17 protein-coding genes and 5 pseudogenes are annotated in these 23,002 nt (G+C 69.4%); 14 read left to right on the forward strand and 8 right to left on the reverse strand.

The features are described 5' to 3' along the window. The first annotated feature begins 22 nt into the window (after nt 1–22). Nucleotides 23–334: a putative quinol monooxygenase gene (locus KIV56_RS04240; RefSeq protein WP_281535273.1), complete on the forward strand. Its 312-nt coding sequence runs from the start codon at nt 23–25 to the stop codon at nt 332–334. 40 nt (nt 335–374) lie between these two features. Here the strand turns inward: KIV56_RS04240 and KIV56_RS04245 are convergent, their stop codons facing one another. Beyond that, complete coding sequence (locus KIV56_RS04245) at nt 375–878, reverse strand: DUF2004 domain-containing protein (protein WP_281535274.1); 504 nt, start codon at nt 876–878, stop codon at nt 375–377. 6 nt (nt 879–884) lie between these two features. Continuing rightward, nucleotides 885–1,760: a signal recognition particle-docking protein FtsY gene (gene ftsY, locus KIV56_RS04250; RefSeq protein WP_281535275.1), complete on the reverse strand. Its 876-nt coding sequence runs from the start codon at nt 1,758–1,760 to the stop codon at nt 885–887. Between the two features lie 373 nt (nt 1,761–2,133). Here ftsY and KIV56_RS04255 point away from each other — a divergent pair, with 373 nt between their 5' ends. Beyond that, nucleotides 2,134–3,750 (forward strand): HNH endonuclease signature motif containing protein, encoded by a 1,617-nt coding sequence (locus KIV56_RS04255; RefSeq protein ID WP_281535276.1) that lies wholly within the window; start codon nt 2,134–2,136, stop codon nt 3,748–3,750. A 152-nt stretch (nt 3,751–3,902) separates the two neighbouring features. Then, entirely contained in the window at nt 3,903–4,634 is a 732-nt protein-coding gene (locus KIV56_RS04260; protein ID WP_281535277.1) for a sirohydrochlorin chelatase, read from the forward strand. 192 nt (nt 4,635–4,826) lie between these two features. Here the strand turns inward: KIV56_RS04260 and KIV56_RS04265 are convergent, their stop codons facing one another. Beyond that, complete coding sequence (locus tag KIV56_RS04265) at nt 4,827–5,381, reverse strand: dihydrofolate reductase family protein (RefSeq protein ID WP_281535278.1); 555 nt, start codon at nt 5,379–5,381, stop codon at nt 4,827–4,829. Between the two features lie 248 nt (nt 5,382–5,629). Here KIV56_RS04265 and KIV56_RS04270 point away from each other — a divergent pair. The 10 genes and pseudogenes from KIV56_RS04270 (at nt 5,630) to KIV56_RS04315 (ending at nt 15,110) form a co-directional block, all read left to right on the forward strand. Continuing rightward, a pseudogene (locus tag KIV56_RS04270) lies at nt 5,630–7,339 on the forward strand (nitrite/sulfite reductase). A 5-nt stretch (nt 7,340–7,344) separates the two neighbouring features. Beyond that, nucleotides 7,345–8,091 carry a phosphoadenylyl-sulfate reductase gene (locus KIV56_RS04275; RefSeq protein ID WP_281536062.1) on the forward strand — a complete coding sequence of 249 codons (747 nt, stop codon included), beginning with the start codon at nt 7,345–7,347 and terminating at the stop codon, nt 8,089–8,091. Continuing rightward, nucleotides 8,073–9,047 (forward strand): sulfate adenylyltransferase subunit CysD, encoded by a 975-nt coding sequence (gene cysD, locus KIV56_RS04280; protein ID WP_432432600.1) that lies wholly within the window; start codon nt 8,073–8,075, stop codon nt 9,045–9,047. The genes KIV56_RS04275 and cysD overlap by 19 nt, the downstream gene beginning before the upstream one ends. Continuing rightward, nucleotides 9,047–10,406, forward strand: a pseudogene (locus KIV56_RS04285) (sulfate adenylyltransferase subunit 1). The gene cysD and the pseudogene KIV56_RS04285 overlap by 1 nt, the downstream one beginning before the upstream one ends. A 119-nt stretch (nt 10,407–10,525) precedes the next feature. Beyond that, on the forward strand, nt 10,526–11,254 hold the full coding sequence (locus tag KIV56_RS04290) for an ABC transporter ATP-binding protein (RefSeq protein ID WP_281536063.1): 729 nt from the start codon (nt 10,526–10,528) through the stop codon (nt 11,252–11,254). After that, nucleotides 11,244–12,188, forward strand: a complete 945-nt coding sequence (locus KIV56_RS04295; RefSeq protein WP_281535280.1) for an ABC transporter permease — start codon at nt 11,244–11,246, stop codon at nt 12,186–12,188. Before KIV56_RS04290 ends, KIV56_RS04295 begins: the two co-directional genes overlap by 11 nt. Continuing rightward, nucleotides 12,107–12,993: pseudogene (cobA, locus tag KIV56_RS04300) on the forward strand (uroporphyrinogen-III C-methyltransferase); the annotation flags it as partial. The gene KIV56_RS04295 and the pseudogene cobA, both read left to right, overlap by 82 nt. Then, nucleotides 12,990–14,392 (forward strand): annotated as a pseudogene (locus KIV56_RS04305) (FAD-dependent oxidoreductase). The pseudogenes cobA and KIV56_RS04305, both read left to right, overlap by 4 nt. Next, nucleotides 14,389–14,706: a ferredoxin gene (fdxA, locus tag KIV56_RS04310; protein ID WP_281535281.1), complete on the forward strand. Its 318-nt coding sequence runs from the start codon at nt 14,389–14,391 to the stop codon at nt 14,704–14,706. The pseudogene KIV56_RS04305 and the gene fdxA overlap by 4 nt, the downstream one beginning before the upstream one ends. 32 nt (nt 14,707–14,738) lie before the next feature. Then, on the forward strand, nt 14,739–15,110 hold the full coding sequence (locus tag KIV56_RS04315) for a four-helix bundle copper-binding protein (RefSeq protein ID WP_281535282.1): 372 nt from the start codon (nt 14,739–14,741) through the stop codon (nt 15,108–15,110). A 67-nt stretch (nt 15,111–15,177) separates the two neighbouring features. Here KIV56_RS04315 and KIV56_RS04320 read toward each other — a convergent pair. Further along, a pseudogene (locus tag KIV56_RS04320) lies at nt 15,178–18,863 on the reverse strand (chromosome segregation SMC family protein). 187 nt (nt 18,864–19,050) lie between these two features. On the opposite strand from KIV56_RS04320, the gene KIV56_RS04325 reads away from it, so the two are divergent. Then, nucleotides 19,051–20,223 (forward strand): GNAT family N-acetyltransferase, encoded by a 1,173-nt coding sequence (locus KIV56_RS04325; protein ID WP_281535283.1) that lies wholly within the window; start codon nt 19,051–19,053, stop codon nt 20,221–20,223. A gap of 108 nt (nt 20,224–20,331) precedes the next feature. On the opposite strand, the gene mutM is transcribed toward KIV56_RS04325, so the two are convergent. From mutM to KIV56_RS04345, 4 genes are all read right to left on the reverse strand, one after another. Beyond that, nucleotides 20,332–21,237, reverse strand: coding sequence for a bifunctional DNA-formamidopyrimidine glycosylase/DNA-(apurinic or apyrimidinic site) lyase (gene mutM, locus KIV56_RS04330; protein WP_281535284.1), 906 nt, complete (start codon nt 21,235–21,237; stop codon nt 20,332–20,334). A 158-nt stretch (nt 21,238–21,395) separates the two neighbouring features. Then, nucleotides 21,396–22,085 carry a ribonuclease III gene (gene rnc / locus KIV56_RS04335; RefSeq protein ID WP_281536064.1) on the reverse strand — a complete coding sequence of 230 codons (690 nt, stop codon included), beginning with the start codon at nt 22,083–22,085 and terminating at the stop codon, nt 21,396–21,398. 135 nt (nt 22,086–22,220) lie between these two features. Continuing rightward, nucleotides 22,221–22,424: a 50S ribosomal protein L32 gene (gene rpmF, locus KIV56_RS04340; RefSeq protein WP_134447547.1), complete on the reverse strand. Its 204-nt coding sequence runs from the start codon at nt 22,422–22,424 to the stop codon at nt 22,221–22,223. Between the two features lie 2 nt (nt 22,425–22,426). Beyond that, the gene (locus KIV56_RS04345; protein ID WP_243011236.1) at nt 22,427–23,002 is read right to left on the reverse strand and encodes a YceD family protein; all 576 of its coding nucleotides are present in this window, start codon (nt 23,000–23,002) and stop codon (nt 22,427–22,429) included.

Genomic DNA, 23,002 nt, shown 5'->3' on the forward strand with positions numbered 1-23,002 from the left:
CTCGCCAGATCAAGGAGCACTCGTGTCCGTAGTCGTCGTCGCCACCATCACCCCGCTGGACGGGCATCTCCAGAATGTCGTCGACGCCTTTGCCGTCGTCTCACCGAAGGTGCACGCCGAACCCGGCAACGAGCTCTATGCCCTGCACCGGGACGCCGGAACGGTCGTCATGATCGAGCGCTGGGCCAGCCCCGCCGACCTGGCCGCCCACGCGGCCGGCGACGCGATCACCGAGCTCAACGCCCTGGTTGCCGAGCACGTCTCCGGCCCGTCCGAGGTTCGCGTACTCGAGAACGTACCCCTCGGCGACCCGCTCAAGGGCAGCATCCAGTAGCGGTCCTCCGGCGTGCGCGGCGCACGGCGACCCGGTCGGCTCAGCTGTCGAGCGAGATCACGATCGTGTCGCCGTGCACATCGAGCGTCACGACGAGCAGGGCGTCGGTCTCGGTGGGACTGATCGAGTAGTCGAGCACCGCGAAGTGCTCGTCGTTCTTGATGTGGTGCGGGTGGAAGCCGATCCGTTGCAACTGGATGGAGCGGAGGAAGTCGATCTGCTTGTCCCCGGAGTCCCAGATGAGGGCGTCCTCGATGACCTCTTCGTCGAGTTCCTCGAGGCACTGGTTGATGTAGAGCGCGGTGACGGAGCCCTCTGCGCTCAGTTCGGCGACGAGCGATTCGCGGGCCTGGGAGTCGAGGTCTTCGAGGGAATTGATCATGAACGCGGCGATGTCGAGGGCCTCGAGGGAGACGGACGGCTCGTCGGGCGAGCTGAGGTCGATCTCGATGTCCTGGTCACCCAGTTCCGCCGAGTCGGACCAGTAGATCTCACCTTCGTCGTCGCTGCCGAGAATTCCGAAGAAATCGTGTTCGATGGTCATTGCGTCCTATCCGACGAGTTTTTGCGCGAAGACATGCGGAGTGAATCCGGTGAGGTCGTTGATGCCCTCGCCCTGGCCGACGAGCTTGATCGGAATGCCGGTCTTCTCCTGGACGGCCAGCACGAACCCGCCCTTGGCGGAACCGTCGAGCTTGGTGAGCACAAGACCGGTGACTCCGGCGTGCTCGATGAAGGCCTCGGCCTGGGCGAGCCCGTTCTGGCCGGTTGTCGCGTCGAGCACGAGCAGCACCTCGGAGATCGGCGCCTGCTTCTCGATCACCCGGCGGATCTTGGTCAGCTCGTCCATCAGGCCGCCCTTGGTCTGCAGGCGACCCGCGGTGTCGATGATCACGATCTCGGTGCCGGTCGCGATCGCGCGCTCCACGGTCTGAAAGGCGACGGATGCCGGATCCTGGCCCTGGGCCTGCGGCTTCACGATCTCGGCGCCCGCGCGTTCGGCCCAGGTGGCGAGCTGCTCGACGGCGGCGGCCCGGAACGTGTCCGCCGCCCCGATCAGCACACTGCGGTCGTAGACGCGGAGGAACTTGGCGAATTTGCCGATCGTGGTCGTCTTGCCGACGCCGTTCACTCCGACGACGAGCACGACGGCAGGGCGCGCGCTGAGGTTGAGCGTCGAGTCGAGCCGGGAGAGGCGCTCCTCGAGGCCTTCGCGCAGCATCCGCTGCAGGTCGGCCGGGTCGGTCGTGTGGTACCTGGCGACCTTGGCCCGCAGGTCCGCGACGATGTCCTCGGTGATCTGGGGGCCGAAGTCGGCCTGGATCAGTGCGTCCTCGAGGTCGTCCCAGGTATCGGCGTCGATCGTCTTCTTCGCGAACATGCCGCGCAATGCGCCGGAGAGTGACCACGGGGTGCGTTCTGCCATGTCTCTACCCTAAGCGCGGGACCCCGCCTCCGGGCGCGAGCCCGCGATCAGCGCCGGTCGGCACCGGTAGGCGGCGGTTCCGCCTGGGGATTGGCTGCGCGGCGGGATAGGCGTGGCGATCATGGCGGATGCCCCGCCGGAGTTGAGCATCTTCTTCGGCCTGACCGACCTGGCGTCAAAGGAATAGCGTTCAGTTGAGTAGTGTGCTCAGCCGCCGCCGGGCACGGCTCTGGGACCAGCGTGAGGAGTGAACTGGACGCTCAAGGGGACCCTCATCTTGCGGTCACTCCTCAACGGGTACCTGATCAGAGGGAGTTTCCACAGACCTGAGCCATGCTCAAGGAATGTCGGTGGTCTGTCCTAACTTTGAGGCATGACCACTCTCCCGGAGTCGCCCGCTTCGCCCGATCAGCCGCACGGTGGGGCGTCTCTCAGTGCGTCCGCCGCCGTGCTGGTGCCGGATGCTGTCGCGGCCTTGGGTAGGTCATCTGCTGACTACGACGCGCTCAGCGACGAGCAGGTTCTCGCCGGCCAAGTGTTGATCGCGGATTCCCGGCGGGCGCTGGAGACGTGTGCCGCGTGGATGGCGGCGACCCTCGCCCGGCGGTCGCGTCCGGAACTCGGCGGAAAGGGCCTCGCGGCCCGGAAGGGCTACCGCTCCCCGGAAGACCTGCTCCAGACCATCTCCGGGTCGAGCAAGGGCGACGCGGCCAAACTGTTCGCGGTCGGCCGCTTGGTCGCGGAGGCCGATGCCGCCGAGAAAGCCGCCCGGGAAGCCGCCGAAGCCCAGAAGCTGATCGACGAGACCCCGCCCCTCGACGGAGCTGTTCCGGACCTCCCGCCGGTCGAACAGCCGGTACCACCGGCCGCAGTTCCGCCGTGGCACGCCCCGATCGGCCGTGCCCTCACGGAAGGCTGGCTCAGTGTTGAGAAGGCCGATGCGCTCCGCAAAGGCCTGGGCGACCTGGACAAAGCGATCACCGCGGAGAAACTCGCGTCCGCCCTGGCCCGGCTCCTCACCGAAGCACGCAGCCTGAACGCGGACCAGTTGTTCAAACGGGCCCGCCGGGTGCGGGACGTACTCGATGAGGCCGGCATCGCGGCCCGCGAGAAAGCCGCCTACGACGACCGGGCCCTGCGGTTCTACCGGCTCCACACGGGGCAGGTGCGCATGGTGGGCCTGTTTGCCCCGGAAGACGGCGAATACCTGATGAGCACATACGACGCCATCACGAGCCCGCGTCGGGGCGGGGTGCGGTTCGTCGACAAGGAGCAGGCCGCCTGGGCGAGACGGGTGCAGGATGACCCGCGCACGACCGAACAGCTCACCGCGGACGGATTCGTCGCTCTGATCAAACTCGGCGTCAAGGCCGACCCCAAGCGCATCGCCGGCGGTCGCAGCCCCGCCGTGCGCATGGTCACCATCCGCCCCAGAAGCACACCCATCAGCACCGCGCCCACGGGCACTGCGCCCACCGGCACCGTAACGGCCGAGGCCTCAACCGATGCCGAGGCGGAATCCGCGACCGAGGCTCTCACTCTTGAGCCGGGCGTCATCGAGGGCACTGCGATCACCGTCACCACCGAAACCCTCGAACGCAACCTCTGCGACACCGGACTCCTCGACGTCACCTTCGACGACCACGGCAGCGGCATCAACCTCGGCCGCGAACAACGCACCTTCAGCCCCGACCAACGGGCCGCCCTCGCCATCCGCGACGGCGGCTGCATGTGGCCCGGCTGCGACCGACCACCCTCCTGGACCGAAACCCACCACATCCACCACTGGAAAGACGACACCGGGCAGACCAACCTCGACGAGGGCATCCTGCTCTGCCGGGCCGACCACCTCCGGCTCCACAACGAATACTGGCGCATCACCCGCGACGACAGGGGCCGGTATTGGCTCACCCCACCACCCGGGCTCGACCCCGAGCAGCAACACATCCTCCTCGCCAGCAAGAACCCGATCCTCCGCGACACCGACTGACCCAGGCACCGGGTCGGAGGGCCGTCGGTGGACCCTACCGCCCGAAAACCGTCCGAACACCATCCACACATCAACCGAACAGTGCCCCTGGCTGAACACCGTCGGATCGGATCGGGCAGGCGCGCTCGCACGAGCCCGTGCAGAATAGAGGGGTGACGGCCTCTACCACTCCCGCCCTCGTCGGCATCGCCCACGGCACCTCGTCAGCGGCCGGGCAGGCCGCCGTCGCCGGGCTCATGGCCGCCGTCACCCTGGCCGAGCCCGATTTGCTGACCGCCCTCGGCTACGTCGACGTCCAGCAGCCCGACGCACCCTCGACCCTGGCGGCGCTCCCCGCCGGTGTGCCGGCCGTCGTGGTCCCGCTGCTGCTCTCCGCCGGGTACCACGTGCACGTCGACCTGACCGATGCCGTCGCCGGCGAGACCGCAGCATCCGCCCGATCCGTCACCCTGACCGAGGCGCTCGGACCAGACGACCGGCTCATCGAACTCCTCCGCGAACGGCTCAACGAGGTCGCACTCGACGCCGGTGATTCCCTCGTGCTCGCGGTCGCGGGCTCGAGCGACGCCCGCGCGGTCGCCGCGTGCCGCATCGTAGCCGAACGGCTGTCCCTCGCCGCCGGACGCGACGTCGCGCTCGGCTTCCTGTCCGCGGCACGCCCTCGCCTCGCGTGCGCCGTCACGATCGAGCGGATCCAGCGGCCCGGCCGTCGGGTCGTCGTGAGCAGTTACCTGCTGGCCCCGGGGTTCTTCCAGCGACTGGTCGAGAAGGCGGGGGCGGATGTCGTCACCGCGCCCCTGCTCCTGCCCACGGAGCCCGCGAGTCCGCTCCTCGTCGCCGTCGTCGTTGACCGCTACCGGAACGCCCTCACCCCCGCGAACTGAGCTGCTGGCACGCACACACGGGGACACCAATCCTCGGCGAGCGCCGAATCATCCTCGGCGAACGCCATGTACCACCCGGTTCGCGGACATCCGCTCGCCCCGCTACCGTTTCGGCGGCCCGCGCCCGCCATTTCGGGTGCGGCCTGCCGAAACCGGCGCGGCGGCGCGGACACCAGCAATGCCCGGGTTCGGCTAGCGGCGCACACGATAGGTGAGGTTAGCGAACTGCCCCTGGGCGGTCGCGCTGACCAGCTCGAGGCGGTCGGACTCGAGTCGCCGCGGCAACAGCGGGGCCCCACCGGGCAGGGCGACCGGCGCCACCGAGAGCATGATCGTGTCGAGGGCGCCGGCGTCGAGGAATTGGCCGGCGAGGTCGCCGCCTCCGACCATCCACACGTCTCTCTCGCCGGCGGCGGCGAGAATCGCCGGCAGCGCAGCAGCAACGGTCCCGTGCACGAAGCGCACGTCGGCCCCCTCGGGCGTCGGCAGCTCGCGCGAGGTGAAGACGAACGTGGGCCGGTCGCCGTAGAACTCCCGCCACTTGTGGGGCTTGGCGAGCAGTTCTTCCTCGCGCAGCACCCATTCGTACGTCGTGGAGCCCTCCACGAGAACACCGATGCCAGCGAGGAACAGGTCCTGTTCCTCGAGTCCCGCCGTGTCGACAGCGAAGAGCCAGGCCAGTGAGTTCTCCGAGTCCGCGATGTAACCGGTCAAGGTCGTCGCGGTGTTGTAGATCACCTGTGTCATGCGGCGAGACTATGCCGAACCTCCGACAGCAGACAGTGACCGACACAGGGCCAGAACCGATACGGGAACGACCGACACTATAGGAGCGGATGCCGCCCGGCGCATCCGTGTGACGCTCTGCTACGGTGCGTGACCGGCCGTTACGACACACACGAGTGAATTCGCCTCAATCTCGATAGATTCTTCGAACGCACCCCGGCTCACGCTGCACTGTTGTTCACGCTTCGCCGGCGCCGAAGGAGGATCCCGTGTCACCCAACCAGACCGAAGCGGCCACGCCGGCCAGGCCCCACCGCCAGGCCGGCCGTCCCAACGGCCAGTGGAAGGTGGACGGCACCGCCCCCTCAACGGCAACGAGGTCTGGAAGCAGGAGGACGGCGGCCTGAGCGTCCGCGACCGGGTCGAGAACATCTACTCGAAGCAGGGTTTCGACTCCATCGAGGGGACCGACCTGCACGGCCGGATGCGCTGGTGGGGCCTCTACACGCAGCGGAAGCCCGGCATCGACGGCGGCAAGACCGCGACCCTCGAGCCCCACGAACTCGAAGACACCTACTTCATGCTGCGGGTGCGCATCGACGGCGGCCAGCTGACGACGACCCAGGCTCCGCGTCATCGGCGAGATCTCCCATGAATTCGGCCGCGACTCCGCCGACCTCACCGACCGGCAGAACATCCAGCTGCACTGGATCCGGATCGAGGACGTGCCCGAGATCTGGACCCGCCTCGAAGCGGTCGGACTGCAGACCACGGAGGCCTGCGGCGACGTTCCCCGGGTCGTGCTCGGCTCCCCCGTCGCCGGCATCGCCGCGGACGAGCTGATCGATCCGAGCGGGCTGATCACTGACATCGTTGCCCGCTACATCGGCGACGAGAGCCTTGCGAACCTGCCGCGGAAGTTCAAGACGGCCATCACCGGGAGCCCCAGCCAGGACGTCGTGCACGAGATCAACGACATCTCCTACGTCGCGGTCGACCACCCCGAATTCGGCGTCGGCTTCGACCTCTGGGTCGGTGGGGGCCTCTCCACCGCCCCACGCTTTGCCGAACGGCTCGGCGTCTTCATCACTCCCGACCGGGTCGCCGAGGTCTGGCATGGCGTCGCGAGCCTGTTCCGCGACTACGGCTACCGTCGCCTGCGCAACAAGGCCCGCCTCAAGTTCCTCCTCGCCGACTGGGGGCCCGCGAAGTTCCGGCAGATCCTCGAGGACGAGTTCCTTGAGTCGCCGCTCCCCGACGGCCCGGCCGCCCCGCCGCCCACCCGCCCCGGAGACCACGTCGGCGTGCACAAGCAGACCGACGGCCGCTACTACATCGGTGTCACCCCGTTCGTCGGCCGGGTCTCCGGCCCCACCCTGCTGAGCCTCGCCGCCCTGCTCGAGGCGAACGGGTCGACCCGGCTTCGCACGACCCCGCACCAGAAGCTCGTGCTCCTCGACATTCCGGAGGAGAACGTCGAATCCCTCATCGTTGCCCTCGACAAGATCGGCCTCGCAGCCCGGCCCAGCCTGTTCCGACGGTCGACGATCGCCTGCACGGGCATCGAGTACTGCAAGCTCGCGATCGTCGAGACGAAGAAGTCGGCGACGGATGCCGTGCTCGAGCTCGAGAAGCGGCTCGCGTCCATCAACGTCCCCCAGCCGATCAGCCTGCACGTCAACGGCTGCCCGAACTCCTGCGCCCGGATCCAGACGGCGGACATCGGGCTCAAGGGCCAGCTCCTGCCCGACGGCAACGGCGGCCAGGTCCCCGGCTTCCAGGTGCACCTCGGCGGCGGCCTCGCCTCGCATGACCGTGAGGAGGCCGGCCTCGGCCGCACCGTCCGCGGCCTCAAGGTGACGGCGGACGACATCGCCGACTACGTGGAACGGATCGTGCTCCGCTTCCTCGCGGACCGCCGCGACACCGAGACCTTCGCCGTCTGGGCACACCGAGCCGACGAGGAGGCCCTGCAGTGAGCGACATCACAACCGGAACCGGACCCACCACCGTGACCACGACGGCCGTCCCTCCCCGGCGCAGCGCCGAGGAACTCAAGGCGCTCGCCGCCCGCGGAGCCGCGGAACTCGGCGAGGCCGGCTACGCCGAGGTCGTCGCCTGGGTGGCGGCCAACTTCTCCGTCGCGCACGTCGCTGTCGCCTGTTCAATGGCCGACGCCGTCCTCCCGCACGTCGTCGCAGCGCAGCTTCCCGGCGTGGACGTGCTCTTCCTCGACACCGGCTACCACTTCCCGGAGACCTACGAGACGCGCGATACCGTCGCCCGGCTCCTCCCGGTGCGGATCGTCGACGTGCTCCCCGCGAAGACCGTCGCAGAGCAGGACGCCGAGCACGGCGCGGAACTCTTCGGCCGCGACCCCAACCTGTGCTGCGCGATGCGCAAGGTGGAACCCCTGCAGCGCTCGCTCACCGGCTACGAACTCTGGTTCACCGGCGTGCGCCGCGACGAGGCCCCGACCCGGGCAAACACCCCGCTCGTGACCTGGGACGAGCGCAACGGCCTCGTCAAGGTCAACCCGCTCGCCGCGTGGAGCTTCGACGACATCCTCGACTACGCCGGCTACCACCGGGTGCCGGTGAATCCGCTGCTCGAGCAGGGGTACCCCTCCATCGGCTGCGCGCCGTGCACGAAGCCCGTCGCCGCGGGCGACGATCCCCGATCCGGACGCTGGGCGAACCTGGCCAAGACAGAATGCGGGCTCCACGAGTGAACGCCGTCACGACCGCCCCGACCGCCCCCACGACCGAGCCGCCCGTCCAGGCGGCCGGGAGCCACCGTCTCTCCCAGCTCGACGTGCTCGAGAGCGAGGCGATCCACATCATCCGAGAGGTCGTCGCCGAATTCGAGCGCCCCGTGCTGATGTTCTCCGGCGGCAAGGACTCCGTCGTCGTGCTGAACCTCGCCGCGAAGGCCTTCTGGCCGGGCAAGGTCCCCTTCGGTCTGCTCCACGTGGACACCGGCCACAACTTCCCGGAGGTCCTCGCGTTCCGCGACGCCACGGTCGCCCGACTCGGCCTCCGCCTCACTGTCGCGAAGGTGCAGGACTACATCGACGACGGCCGCCTGCAGGAGCGCGCCGACGGCACCCGCAACCCGCTGCAGACCCTTCCCCTGCTCGACGGCATCGCCGCAGGTCGCCACGACGCGGTCTTCGGCGGCGCCCGCCGCGACGAGGACAAGGCCCGCGCCAAGGAACGCATCCTCTCGCTCCGTGACGAATTCGGCCAGTGGGACCCCCGCAACCAACGCCCCGAACTCTGGAACCTCTACAACGGCCGCCACACCGTCGGCCAGCACGTGCGCGCGTTCCCGATCAGCAACTGGACCGAGTACAACGTCTGGCGCTACATCGAACGCGAGGGCATCGAACTGCCGGCGCTCTACTACGCCCACGAGCGCGAGGTCTTCCGCCGCGACGGCATGTGGCGGGCCATCGGGCCCGTCTCCGAGCCGCGCCCCGACGAGGCCGTCGAGACCAGGACCGTCCGGTATCGCACGGTCGGCGACATGAGCTGCACCGGCGCCGTCGACTCTGACGCCGCATCCGTCGCCGCCGTCGTGCGCGAGGTCGCCCTCTCCACCATCACCGAACGCGGCGCGACGCGCGCCGACGACCGCATCTCCGAAGCGGCCATGGAAGACCGCAAGAAGGACGGGTACTTCTGATGACTCAGGCATTGCTCACCCCGGCGGACGCCGCCACCCACGACGCCGCAGACGCCCCGGGAACCCTGTTCCGGTTCGCGACGGCCGGCTCCGTCGACGACGGCAAGTCGACCCTCGTCGGGCGTCTCCTGCACGACTCGAAGGCGATCCTCGCCGACCAGCTCGAGTCCGTCACCCGCACGTCGACGGAGCGCGGCTTCGGCGGCGACGCCGGCGGCATCGACTTCGCCCTTCTCACCGACGGTCTCCGTGCCGAACGCGAACAGGGCATCACGATCGACGTCGCCTACCGCTACTTCGCGACGGCACGCAGGCTCCTTCATCCTCGCCGACTGCCCCGGGCACGTGCAGTACACCCGCAACATGGTCACCGGCGCCACGACGGCCGACGCCGTGATCATGCTGATCGACGCGCGCAAGGGCGTGCTCGAACAGACCAGGCGGCACCTCTCCGTGGTGTCCCTGCTCCGTGTGCCGCACGTGATCATCGCGGTCAACAAGATCGACCTTCTCGGCTACGACGAGTCCGCGTTCGCCGCGGTCGCGGCATCCGTGCGCGCCGTCACGAGCGAGCTCGGCCTCGACGCCGTGCACGTGTTGCCCGTCTCGGCGCTCGTCGGCGACAACGTCGTCGACCGCTCCCCGCGCACCCCGTGGTATGACGGGCCGAGCCTGCTCGAACTGCTCGAGAGCCTGCCCGTCGTCGACGAGGTGGACACGGCGATCGAGGCGTTCCGACTGCCCGTCCAGCTCGTGCTCCGGCCGCAGGGCGCCGTCGCCGTCGCACCGGAAGACGCCGACGCCTTCCGCGATTACCGGGCGTATGCCGGGCAGGTCGCCTCGGGCACCGTGCGGGTCGGTGACAGGGTGAGCGTCGCCCCGGGCGGGGCGACGACCGTCGTGACCGGCATCGACTTCGCCGGCACCGAACTCACCGAGGCGTTCGCGCCGATGTCGGTCGCCCTGCGCCTCGCCGACGACCTCGACATCGCCCGCGGCGCGGTCATCGGCGCGGCAGGCACCCTTCCCGAATCGACGAAGGAACTCACGGCATCGTTGTTCTGGCTGGACCCACGCGCTCTCAAACCGGGCGACCGCACCCTGGTCAAGTTCGGCACGAGCACCGTCCAGGCGCTGGTTGCCGCCGTCACCGGGCGCCTCAACCTCGACACGCTCGAACTCGAACCGGCCGCCGGCCTCGAGGTCAACGACATCGGCGAGGTCGCCCTGCGGCTGGCAGCTCCCCTGCCGATCGAGACTTTCACCGAGAACCGCCGCTCCGGCGCGTTCCTCGTGATCAACGCGCAGGACGGCGCCACCCTCGCCGCGGGCATCGTCACCGGCTCGGGAGCGCGGTGAGCGCCGTGTCCGTGACCGAGCGCGACCGAACCGACATCCCGGGGAATCGCCCGCCGGGCATCATCGTCAGCACGAACACCGCGCCCGCGGCGATCGTCGCAGCGGACGTCGAGACGGCCATCAGGGTGGAAGGGCTGTCCAAGCGTTTCGGCAAAGCCGGGCCCGTGGTGCTCGACAACATCAACCTCACGATCAAGCCCGGCGAATTCGTCTGCCTGCTCGGCGCCTCCGGGTGCGGTAAGTCGACCCTGCTCAACATCATCGCGGGCCTCGAACACCCGTCGGAGGGAGCCGTCACGGTCGCGAGCGGCAAGAGCGCCGTCATGTTCCAGGAGTCCGCCCTGTTCCCCTGGCTCACCGCGAGCCGCAACGTGGAACTCGCCCTCAAACTGCGCGGGGTCCCGCGCGGGCGCCGTCGCGGCGAGGCGCGCGAGCTGCTCGACCTGGTCAACCTCGCGGATGCCGCAGACAAGCGCCCGCACGAACTCTCCGGCGGCATGCGCCAGCGGGTCGCCCTCGCCAGGTCCCTCGCCCAGGACCGCAAGGTGCTGCTCATGGACGAGCCCTTCGCCGCCCTCGACGCCATCACGCGTGACCTGCTCCACGAAGAACTCGAACGGGTCTGGCGAGAGACCGGGCGCACCATCGTGTTCGTCACCCACAACGTCCGCGAGGCCGCCCGGCTCGGACAGAGGGTGCTGCTGATGTCGAGCCGGCCCGGCCGGATCCGCAACGAGTGGCGCATCGAGGACAACGGTCCGCGCCGCATTGAATCACCCGAGGTGTCCCGCCTCGCCATCGAGATCACCAACCACCTCCGAGAGGAGATCCGCCGCAATGCCGCCTGAGACGACCACAGACACCATCGTTCCCGGCTCCCGGGAACCCGACGCAGTATCCGGCTCCACGGCGGGCAGTCACGCGGACTTCCGCACGCTCGAGGCCGGGCTCGACGCCCTGCAGACCTCGCCGCTCGCCGAGAAGGGCCCGTGGCGCCGGTTTGCCGACGGCGTCCTGCCTCCGGTCGTGCTCCTGCTCGCCCTCATCGCAGCGTGGCAGTTCTACATCGTGATCGCCAAGCCGCGCCCCGACCTCACACCCGGCCCGCTCGACGTGCTCACGTCGATCACCGACCTCTGGTCGACCGGTCACCTGCAGACGGCCGTGGTCACGAGCCTCTCCCGCGGCGGAATCGGATTCCTGATCGCCGTGGCGATCGGAACCCCGCTCGGCCTTCTCCTAGCGGAGTGGCGGCTGCTCCGCCGCGCGCTCGGCCCGCTGCTTTCCGGGCTGCAGGTGCTTCCTTCCGTCGCCTGGGTCCCTGCCGCGATCCTCTGGTTCGGCCTCAGCGACGCGACCGTGTACTTCGTCGTGCTGATGGGCGCCGTCCCCTCGATCGCGAACGGCCTCGTCGCCGGCGTCGACCAGATCCCGCCGCAGCTGCGCAGGGTGGGCACCGTGCTCGGCGCCAACCGCGTCGAGATGGCGACCCTCGTCGTGCTGCCCGCCGCGATGCCCGGCTACCTCGCCGGCCTCAAGCAGGGCTGGGCGTTCTCCTGGCGGTCCCTGATGGCCGCCGAGATCATCGCCGTCGGCGGGTCCATCGGCTTCGGGCTCGGCTCGATGCTCCAGCAGAGCCGCGAGCTCGCGGACCTGCCCGGGGTGCTCGCGACGATCCTGGTGATCCTGTTCGTCGGCATCCTCGTCGAGCTTGTGCTCTTCGCCCCCGCGGAACGCCGGCTGCTGCGCCGCCGCGGCCTCTACCTCACGGCAGGCCGGTGAGCGACGCACGCGCCCGGGTCGGCACCGTGCACCTCGTCGGCGGCGGGCCCGGCGACCCCGGCCTGATCACCGTGCTCGGCCGCCGCGTGCTCGAAGAGGCGGATGTCGTCATCGCCGATCGGCTCGGCCCGCGCTCCCTGCTCGGCGAGCTCGACCCCGGCGTGCTCGTGATCGACGTCGGCAAGCTGCCCGGCCACCACCCGGTGCCGCAGGACCAGATCAACGCGCTCCTCGTCGAGCACGCCCGCGCCGGTCGCCGGGTCGTGCGCCTCAAAGGCGGCGATCCCTACGTGCTCGGTCGCGGCGGAGAGGAAGCCGAGTTCTGCCGGAGCAACGGCATCCCCGTCGAGGTCGTCCCCGGCGTCACGAGTGCCATCTCGGTGCCGGCGGCCGCCGGCATCCCGGTCACCCACCGCGGGGTCGCGAACGGATTCACCGTCGTGACGGGCCACGAGCTACTTCCATCCCTGCCGGGGGAAGCGACCACACCGTCCTGCTCCTGATGGGCATCTCCGGCCTGCCCGCCTCGGCCGCGATGCTCGCGGGCGGTCCCCGCGGCGGAGACTGCCCGGTCGCCATCATCGAGGACGGCTACGGCCCGAACCAACGCGTCACCTTCGGCACCCTGGCGACCATCGCCGGCCTCGCCGCCGAACGGGGCGTCCGCTCCCCCGCGGTCGTCGTGGTGGGAGACGTCGTCACCCTGAGCCCGCTCCACCCCCGCTACCGCAAGCACCAGCTCGCACCGGACGAGCCCCGTTCCGGCCGGCTCATCCCAGAACCATCCCGAAAGGCCCATTCATGACCACCCATACTCTCCGCGTCGCCATCATCGGCGCCGGACCCGCGGGAATCTATGCCGGCAACATCCTCGGCAAGGCCGTGCGCGACGCCGGCGGCACGGTCGGCATCGACCTCTTCGACACCCTCCCAGCGCCATACGGCCTGATCCGCTACGGCGTCGCCCCCGACCACCCGCGGATCAAGGGCATCGTGACGAGCCTGCACGAGATGCTCGATGCCGGCAGCATCCGGTTCCTCGGCAATGTCGGCTATGGGACCGACCTGAGCCTGGACGACCTGCGCGCCCACTACCACGCGGTCATCTTCGCGACCGGGGCGATCCGCGACGCGCAGCTTTCGATCCCCGGCGCCGAGCTGCCGGGTTGTTTCGGCGCAGCCGACTTCGTCTCCTGGTTCGACGGGCACCCGGACGCCCCCGGGAATGGCCCCTCGACGCCCGCGAGGTCGCCGTGATCGGCAACGGCAACGTCGCGCTCGACGTGGCCAGGATGCTCGCGAAGCACGCCGACGACCTGCTGCCCACGGACATCCCGGGCAACGTCTACGCGGGCCTCGCGGCCTCAGCCGTCACCGACGTGCACATCTTCGGTCGTCGCGGACCCGCCCAGGTGAAGTTCACCCCGATCGAGCTCCGGGAGCTCGGCGCGGTGCCCGACGTCGACGTGATCGTCTACGAGGAGGACTTCCCGAGGGACGAGGCCTCCGAGCAGTTCCTCGCCGCGTCGAACAACCAGGTCAAAGTGATGAGCCGCACGCTGAACGGATGGCTCACGAAGGAATCGAGCGGGGCCTCGCGCCGCCTGCACCTGCACTTCCTGCACTCCCCCGTCGAGGTCTACGGCACGGAGCGGGTCGAAGGCATGCGCTTCGAGCGCACCGCGCCAGATCCCGCCAACCCCGGAGGGGTCACCGGGACAGGGGAGATCCTCGATTACCCGCTCCAGGCGGTCTATCGCGCCGTCGGCTACCGCGGCAGCCCCCTCGCCGAGGTGCCTTTCGACGAGACGCTCGGCGTCATCCCGAACGACGGCGGCCGGGTCCTCGACCCCGCCGCGCAGCCCGTCCCCGGCCTGTACGCGACCGGCTGGATCAAACGGGGACCCGTCGGCCTGATCGGCCACACCAAGAGCGACGCGCTCGAAACCGTCACGCGACTCGTCGAAGACCTCGGCAACGGCCTCCTGCCGGAGCCGGTCGAAGACGACGCGGACGCGATCCTGTCCGTGCTCTCCGCCCGCGGCATCAGCTTCACCGAATGGGACGGCTGGCTCGTGCTCGATGCCCACGAACGGGCCCTCGGAGCCGCGGACGGCTCGCCGGTCGATCGTGAACGGGTCAAGGTCGTCCCGCGGGACGAGCAGGTCGGCATCAGCCGATCCGTGGAACTCGTCGCCTCGTGACGTACGTCATCGCGCTGCCGTGCGTGGATGTCAAGGACCGCGCCTGCGTCGACGAGTGCCCGGTCGACTGCATCTATGAAGGCGAACGGTCCCTGTACATCCACCCCGACGAATGTGTCGACTGCGGGGCCTGCGAGCCGGTCTGCCCGGTCGAGGCGATCTACTACGAAGACGACCTTCCCGAGCAGTGGAGCGAGTACTACCGCGCGAACGTGGACTTCTTCGAGGAGATCGGCTCGCCGGGCGGCGCGGCCAAGACCGGGGTGCTGACGTTCGACCACCCGCTGATCGCGGCGCTGCCCCCGCAGGCCTGACCGGACGCCACCGACGGGGCTACAGTGGTGGCATGTCCGGTGGTGGGTTCGGTGCGAGCGAGTTCAACGTGCTCTCGGCACGGACCGCGGCGTGCGTCGCCGCCTGCGACGCGCTCATCGCCGCGAGCGAGGATTGTGCCGACGCCTGCCTGGCCCAGTCCGGCGACGGCGATGTCACCGCGTGCTTCCTGGCCGACCTCGACTGCATCGAAATCTGCACCTCGACGAGCCGGGTACTGTCCTGGCACACCCGGACCGACGGGACGACCGCCGCATCGATGCTCGACACCTGCGTGGAGGCCTGCAACGCGTCCTCGATCGCGTGCGAGCGGATGCTTCAGCAGCGGCCGGACTGGACGAGTTGCGCCCCCGAGTGCCGCAGGCTCACCGACGCCTGCGCGTAGGTCCTCGCCCTGTTGTGACGCGTGACGCGGCTGTGACGCGGGCACGACCTTTTCCGCCTGTCCGTGCTCACGACGCCTGTTCCTCCTGGCGTACGATCCGCTGGCCGACGACCGCTGACACCCCGTCCTGCCGCATCGAGACCCCGTACAGCGCGTCGGCGATCTCCATCGTGCGTTTCTGGTGCGTGATGATGATGAGCTGGCTGGCCTCGCGGAGGTCCTGGAAGATCGTGAGCAGCCGACCGAGGTTGGCATCGTCGAGGGCGGCCTCGACCTCGTCCATGATGTAGAACGGGCTCGGGCGCGCCTTGAAGATCGCGATCAGCAGGGCGACGGCGGCAAGGGAACGCTCCCCGCCGGACAGCAGCGAGAGCCGCTCGATCTTCTTCCCTGCCGGCTTGACGCTGATCTCGATACCCGTCGTCAGCAGGTCGTCCGGGTCGGTCAGGCGGATGCTGCCGGACCCGCCGGGGAACAGCACGGGGAAGACCTCGGCGAAGGCCAGCCGGGTGTCCTCGAAGGCGCTGCCGAAAATGGCGCCCATCGTGACGTCGAGGTCGTCGATGATCGTGAGGAGGTCTGCCCGGGTGTTGGTCAGGTCGGTGAGCTGCTCGGTGAGGAATTTGTGTCGCTGCTCGAGCGCCGCGAATTCCTCGAGCGCGAGCGGGTTGATCCTGCCGAGCTGGGCGAATCGGCGCTCCGCGGAGGCGTGGCGGCGTTGCTGCTGCTCGCGGTCGTAGGCCACCGGAGCGCCTTCCGGGTCGTTGTCCGGTGGAACCGGCTGGTCCGGACCGTATTCCGCGACAAGGATCTCCTCAACGAGGCCGAGTTCGCTGCCGGCGCGTTCGAGGAGGCCGGAGAGGTGCAGCTTCTTCTCGTAGATCTGCAGTTCGAGGCCGTGCACGCTCTCGGTCACGGCCTGCAGTCGGCTGCGCAGGGCTCCGTCCTCGCGGCGCAGGGCTGCGAGTTCCTCGTTCTGGCTCAGGCGTTCGGCCTCGGCGGTGGCAAGGCGGAGCCGGGCGTCACTGACGGAGGCGTCGACGGCGGCGAGCACGGCCGGGAGCGCTTCGGCGACGTGGGTCGCGGCATCCACCTGGCGACGGCGGATGACCGCACGCCGGGCGGCGGCCTCGGCTGCGGCCTGGTCGCGCTCGAGCCTGCCGCGCGAGGCCGGCGGCGCGGGCCTCGCCGGAGCGCACGCGCGCTCGCGCGCGGTCTCCACGCGGAGCCGCGCCTCGACCTCGTGCTCGCGAGCAGCCTCGAGTTCGGCGTGCAGCGCGTCACGGACCGACACGTCGAGGATCGGACGCGGGCGGGACAACAGGGTGACGAGCGCGGCCTTGGCGCGTTCGGCCTCTGCCTCGGCGCCGGCGACCGCCTGTTCAGCGACGAGGACGCCGGCCGCGATGCGCTGGAGGCTCCGCGGAAGCGGCCTCGAGCCGCACCGTCGCGCGGTTCGTCTTCTCGGCCTGTGCGGCGAGGCGGGCGTCGAAAGCGCGAAGCGCGGACAGGGCAGCGGCGGACTGGTCCTTGCCGAGGCGGAGCAGGCTCCGCTGTTCCGCGAGGTCGCCGCCGACCTGCTCGATGCGCGAGCGGACCTCGCCGAGGCGGTCTGCCGCGGTGTCGCGGTCGGCGACGAGTTCGAGCTTGCTGCGCTGGGCTCCTGACCCGCCGCGGAGAACGAACTCGCTCAGCACGTCGCCGGTCCTGGTGATGATCGTGAGGGGACGGCCGGTGGTGCCGGTGGCCTCTCGCCCTGGCCCGGCGAGGCCGGGCGTGAGCAGGTCCACTGCGGCACGGGCGGCGTCGAGGTCTGCGGCGATGACGGTGTTCTCGAGGAGTCCGAGGACACCGGCCGGGGCGTCGAGCACCGAGCCGGCCCAGACCAGGCCCGCCCGGTCGGCGAGGCTCGGGCGTGCGGGTCCGCCGGAAGCGCGCCGGTCGGGGGCGCCGCCGGCGGCATCCGCCGGGGATACGTCAGTGTCTGGGGCCGTCGGCGTCGCGAGGATGAGTTCGACCCGGCCGAGGTCGTCTGCCCTGACCCGGTCGAGTGCCGCGAAGCCGGCGGTGCGATCGTCGGCCAGTACCGCGTCGGCGAGGGAGCCGAGCGCTGCGGCGATCGCCGCCTCGTACCCGGGGTGCACCCGCACGTGTTCTGCGACGAGCCCGCGGATGCCGTCCAGCTGTGCGCCGAGGAGGGCCGAGGAGCCGTCCTTCTGGTCGAGGGCCAGGGACAGGGCGCTCGTCCGGGCGGCGAGCGCGTCGCGTTCGCGTTCGAGGAGGTGGAGTTCTTCGCGGAGGCGTTCGACCTCGCCCTCCGCGGCGGATACGACGGCCTGGGCCGACTCGTAGTCTTCGGACAGCCGGGTGTTCCCGTCGAAAGCGCCGGCGTCGGCCGAATCAACGGGCGCCGTGCCTGTCCCCGCGTTCTCCGCGTTCGCCTGCTCGGTCTCCGCTTCCAGGGCGGCGAGGAGGGCCTGGGCTTCCTGCACCCGACCGGCCGCGGCGCTCCGGGTGTTCTGCTGGCGGAGCACGTCGCCACGGACGGAGGCGAGCCGGGACGCCGCGGTTTCGGCCTGGCCGCGCAGCTTGGACGCCTCGAGGTCGTGGCGGGAGATGAGCGCGGACTGTGCGGCGATGTCCTCGTCGACGGCGTCGAGCTCGAGGCGCGCGGTCGCGGTGGCCGCGCGCGCGGCGGCCCACGCCGACTCGGCGACCGCGATGCGTTCGGTGAGCCGGACGATCTCCGCGGCGGCGTCCGCGAGCATCGCCGGGGTCACGCTCGGGCCGGCGTCGACCGCATCGGCCTGGGAGCCGAGCAGGGCGAGACGCTGGTTTGCGAGCGTGTACAGCCCGCGGAGGCGTTCCTGCACGGATTCGAGGCCGAAGCTCGTGCGCCGGGCGACGTCGACGGCGTCACCGATCTGGGCCTCCTCGAGGCGGCGCAGACGAAGCTGCTTCTGGTCGAGTTGTTCCTGGAGCACGATGCGTTCGGAGTGCCGTTCGCTCTCGCTGCGGCCGTGGGCGTCGAGGGTCCTGCGCAGGCCGACGACGTCGTCGGCGAGCAGGCGGGCGCGGGCGTCACGTACAACGGCCGCGATGGTCTGCGCCTCGCGGGCGATCTCGGCCTGGCGCCCGAGGGGTTTGAGCTGGCGGCGGATCTCCCCGGCGAGGTCGCTCAGCCTGGTCAGGTTGGCCTGCATCGCATCGAGCTTCCGGAGGGTCTTCTCCTTGCGGCGGCGGTGCTTGAGGATGCCGGCGGCCTCCTCGATGAAACCGCGCCGGTCCTCTGGGCTCGCGCGCAGGACCGCGTCGAGCTGGCCCTGGCCGACGATCACGTGCATCTCCCGGCCGAGGCCGGAGTCGCTCAGCAGGCTCCTGCACGTCGAGCAACCGGCAGCTCTGGCCGTTGATCGCATACTCGCTTCCACCGTTGCGGAACAGGGTGCGCGAGATGGTGACCTCGGTGTAGTCGATCGGCAGTGCGCCATCCGTGTTGTCGATCGTGAGCGTCACCTCGGCGCGGCCGAGCGGGCCCTTCGTCGAGGTTCCGGCGAAGATGACGTCCTCCATCTTGCCGCCGCGAAGCGTCTTGACGCCTTGCTCCCCCATCACCCAGGCGAGCGCGTCGACGACATTGGACTTCCCGGAGCCGTTCGGGCCGACGACGCACGTGACCCCGGGCTCGAAGGCGAAGGTCGTGGGCTGAGCGAACGACTTGAACCCCTTGAGGGTGAGGCTCTTCAAGTACACCGTTGCGCCCTTCCCGTGAGTAGATATCGGCCCTCCCACGGTACCGGACGCATCCGCCGGTGCCCGGCAGGCGCGGCCGCCCCGCTGCCCGAACCAATTCGACGGAGATTTTGGGTTGAAAACACGTGGGAGGCGATTTTGAGCACGATTTAAGCAAAATCTCCGTCGAATTGGTTAGCCTGCCTGCATGGACGACCTGATGCGCAGGATCGAGGAACTGACGATCCCGGAGGAGCCGGGTGCCGAGGGCTGGGACGACTTCGCCGCCGCCGCCGAGGTCCACAACGCGGTCGAAGCGGCTGCCTATGGAACCGACGAGCTGTCCGTGACGGCTGACGAGGAGCTTCCGGACTGGCTCGACCAGGAATGGGATCCGAGGCGGCTGTTCGTGGTGCGGGCGGCGGACGGTTCGACTCCTGCCGGAGGGGGCGACGCGCTCCCGGCCGACGCCGAGGCGGACGACGCCGCAGACACCGACGTGCCCCGCATCGTCGCGCGCGGAGTGTGCGAGTTCGAGGGCCCCGGTTCGAAGACGGCGTGGCTTCGGGCCGATGTCCTGCCCGGCCACCGCAACCGCGGAATCGGCACCGCCCTGTTCACGCTGCTCGAGTCGGTTGCCGAGGCCAAGGGGTGCGTCAACCAGATCGTCTATGCGGCCTCGCCGGACGCACCGGGCGAACGACTGGTCGCACCGACCGGTTTCGGCTCCCTGCCGCTGCGAAACCCGGAGGTGCGGTTCCTGCTCCGTCGCGGCTACCGCCTCGAACAGGTCGAGCGAGGCAGCCGCCTCACACTTCCTGCCGACCGGGAGCGGGTCGAGCGGCTCCTGCGCGTGGCCGAGGAGCGCGCGGGCCGCGACTACGAGATCGTGCAGTGGCACGGCGTCACGCCGATCCGGTGGCAGCGGGACCTGGCCAGGCTCTACGAGAAGATGAGCACGGACACTCCCACCGCGGGGCTTGAGGAGCCGGCAGAGCCCTGGCCTCTCGATCGGTTTCTCGAGAGGCAGGTCCTGCTCGCGGACGGGCCACGGACCGTCTACACCACGGCCGTCGTGCACCGCCGGTCCCGCGCACTCGTCGGATTCACCGAACTCTCCGTTCCCGCGGAGACCGACCGGCCGATCAATCAGGAGGACACCCTCGTAGTGCGGGAACATCGCGGACACCGGCTCGGTCTGCTGCTCAAGTGCTCGAATCTGGAGAGCATCCGACGGGACGAGCCCGGACATCCGTCGGTGATCACCTTCAACGCGGAGGAGAACCGGCACATGCTCGCCATCAACGAGGCGCTCGGCTTCGAGCCGTTCGGCTACGAGGGCGGCTGGCGACGCCGCACACCCGAGTCCTCCGGTCCCTGACCGTCCGTCTGGGCATAACTCCTGCACATTCTGCCGCCGCCGGAAACCGGCCTCGGAATTCCGGGGCAGCCGCCCCCGCTACCCGGAATCTGCAGGACCTCACCGGAGTCAGCGGAGGCGTTGGCAGACCGGGCAGAGGTGCGAGGACCGGTTCATGAACTGCTCGCGCACGATCGGCGTTCCACACCGCGGGCACGGCTTGCCCTGCTGGCCGTATGCGGCGAGGCTGTGCGAGAAGTAGCCGGACTGGCCGTTGACGTTCACGTATTGGGCGTCGAAGCTCGTGCCGCCTTCCGCGAGGGCGCGCTGCAGCACTGTGCGCACAGCATCGAGCAAACGGATGCCCTCGGCGCGGGACAAGGACGACGCCGGCTGCTCGTAGTGCAGTCCGGCCGCGAACAGCGCCTCGTCAGCGTAGATGTTGCCGATACCGCTGACCCAGGTCTGGTCGAGCAGCACCCGCTTGATCCCGGAGCCGCGCCGCGCGAGGGCGGCGAGGGCGGCATCCGTTCCGAAGTCCGGGTCGATGAGGTCACGGGCGATGTGCGCAACCTGGCCGGGGATCAGCCTGCTCCACGCACCCGTGCCCGCCCCGGCGAATCCGCCGGGCAGTCCGTCGCCGGTGGGCTGCATCCGGTCGACCGCCATGCTGCCGAAGATCCGCTGGTCGGCGAAGTTGAGCCACAGTTCGCCGTGGTCGGGGTGATCGAGGTGCAGGCGGATGCGCAACTGACGGTCTGCCTCAGAGCCCGGTTCCCGGAGCAGGACCTGGCCGCTCATGCCGAGGTGGATCACCAGGGCGCGACCGGAGTCGATCGGCACCCAGAGGAATTTCCCGCGACGGACGGCGCCGAGCAGGCGATGTCCCTCGAGGTGCTCGGCGAACGGGCCGGTCAGCGGGTCGTGCCTGCGGAGGGAGCGCGGCTCGAAGACCTCGACCGCGGTGACGCGTGCACCGGTGACGGCGGGTTCGATTCCGGCGCGTACGACTTCGACTTCAGGAAGTTCGGGCATCGGACCGTCCAGTCACAAGTTGTGCGGTCACCCGGTGCGCAGCCATCGGGTGCGTAGCCACCGGGCTCACAGTCACCGGGCATACCGTCACCGGGTACACGGACGTGCGGTGTCCGACCAGCGGCCGAACGGGCATCCGTTGCATGCGCGACACGCGACTAGCGCGGGACGAGCCGGTTCCACGCCTCGAGGGCGGCAGCCATCTCAGCGTGCTTCTTACTGGTGCCCTCGCCGGTCGCGACGACGACGCCGACGGTGACCGTCGCGATGAAGACCTTGGAGTGATCAGGGCCACTCTCGGCGATGGCGTAGACGGGGACACCGGCGTCAAGCCGAGCCGCGGCCTCCTGCAGGCTCGTCTTCGGGTCCATCGAGACGCCGAAGTGACCAGGGTCGTTGAGCATCGGCGCGATCAGGCGCAGCACGAAGGCCGTCGCCGCATCCGCCCCTGTGTCGAGGTAGACGGCGCCGATCAGCGCCTCGACGGTGTCGGCGAGGATCGACGACTTGTCGCGGCCACCGGTGAGGATCTCGCCGCGCCCGAGCCGAATGTAGGCACCGAGGCCGAGGCCTCGCGCGATTTCGGCAAGGGCCACGCTCGACACCAGGCTGGCCCGACGCTTGGCGAGGTCGCCCTCGTCGAGCAGCGGGTACGTGCGGTACAGCATGACCGTGACGGCCTGCCCCAGGATCGAGTCACCGAGGAATTCCAGGCGTTCGTTCGTGGGTACCCCGCCGTTTTCGTAGGCGAACGACCGATGGGTGAGCGCCAGCGCGAGCAGGCTCTCATCGATCTGGACGCCGAGCGCAACGACGAGGGCCGAGGGGTCGGCCTCCGCTCCGGTCATCGTGTGTCCGGATGCGCGGTTGCCGGTCATACGGCGACCGCCCCGATGGTACCGCGACGAACCGCGCGGATGACCCGGGTCAGAAGACCCGGCATCCGTCGGATGAGCGGTACCAGGGGCGTATGCATCGCCGAATTAAATGTCGGCGACCTTGCGGCCCTTGTATTCCATGAACATCGCGGTTCCGGCGGTGTCGGTGACGACCTTGGCGCGGTGCGGGAGGCTGTAGACGACTTTGCCGTTTTCCATGGTCTTGACCAGGGTGGGGGCTTCGGCCTTCCAGCAGGAACGACGTGAGCGGGTGTTGGAGCGTGATTGCTTGCGCTTCGGGACTGCCATGACTACTTCTCTTCTCTTCTATCCGTTTCAGCGCGGATGTCTTCATCCGTGCCGATGCTTTCGGAAGCCTGGAAATTCACAAGCGCTGCCCAGCGGGGATCGCGCATTACTTCTGGTTCGAATTCAGGGGAAACGGCAAGCCGCTGCCCGGTCTCGGGGTCGAGACCCGGGCAATCCTGCCGGCAGACCGGCTGGAAAGGCAGTGACAGAACCACTGCATCCCTGATGAGCGGTTCAAGATCCACATGGTCCTCGACAACCGCACACTCATAAGCTTCATCAAGAGAGTACGCGAAAACCTCGTGAAACTCGACTCGGACAGGCAAGTCGATGTCAATCAGGCATCTTCCGCACTCGCCGGACGCGATTCCGGAGATCTGCGCGGACACCAGAAGGCTCTCGTGCAGCGTCTCGAGGCGGATGTTGACGTCGAGCGTCGACCCTGCCTTGACGGCAACGAGTCCCTCGCCGAGGTCGTCGGGAACGATCAGGTCGATGTGGCGCTCACGCATCGTGCCGGGGCGGTTGATGAGGTCACGCACGTCGACCTTGTACGGGGTCTTCTGAAACTTGGTCAC

It is taken from the genome of Cryobacterium breve, assembly GCF_027594785.1.
In the GTDB taxonomy this organism is placed as follows: domain Bacteria; phylum Actinomycetota; class Actinomycetes; order Actinomycetales; family Microbacteriaceae; genus Cryobacterium; species Cryobacterium breve_A.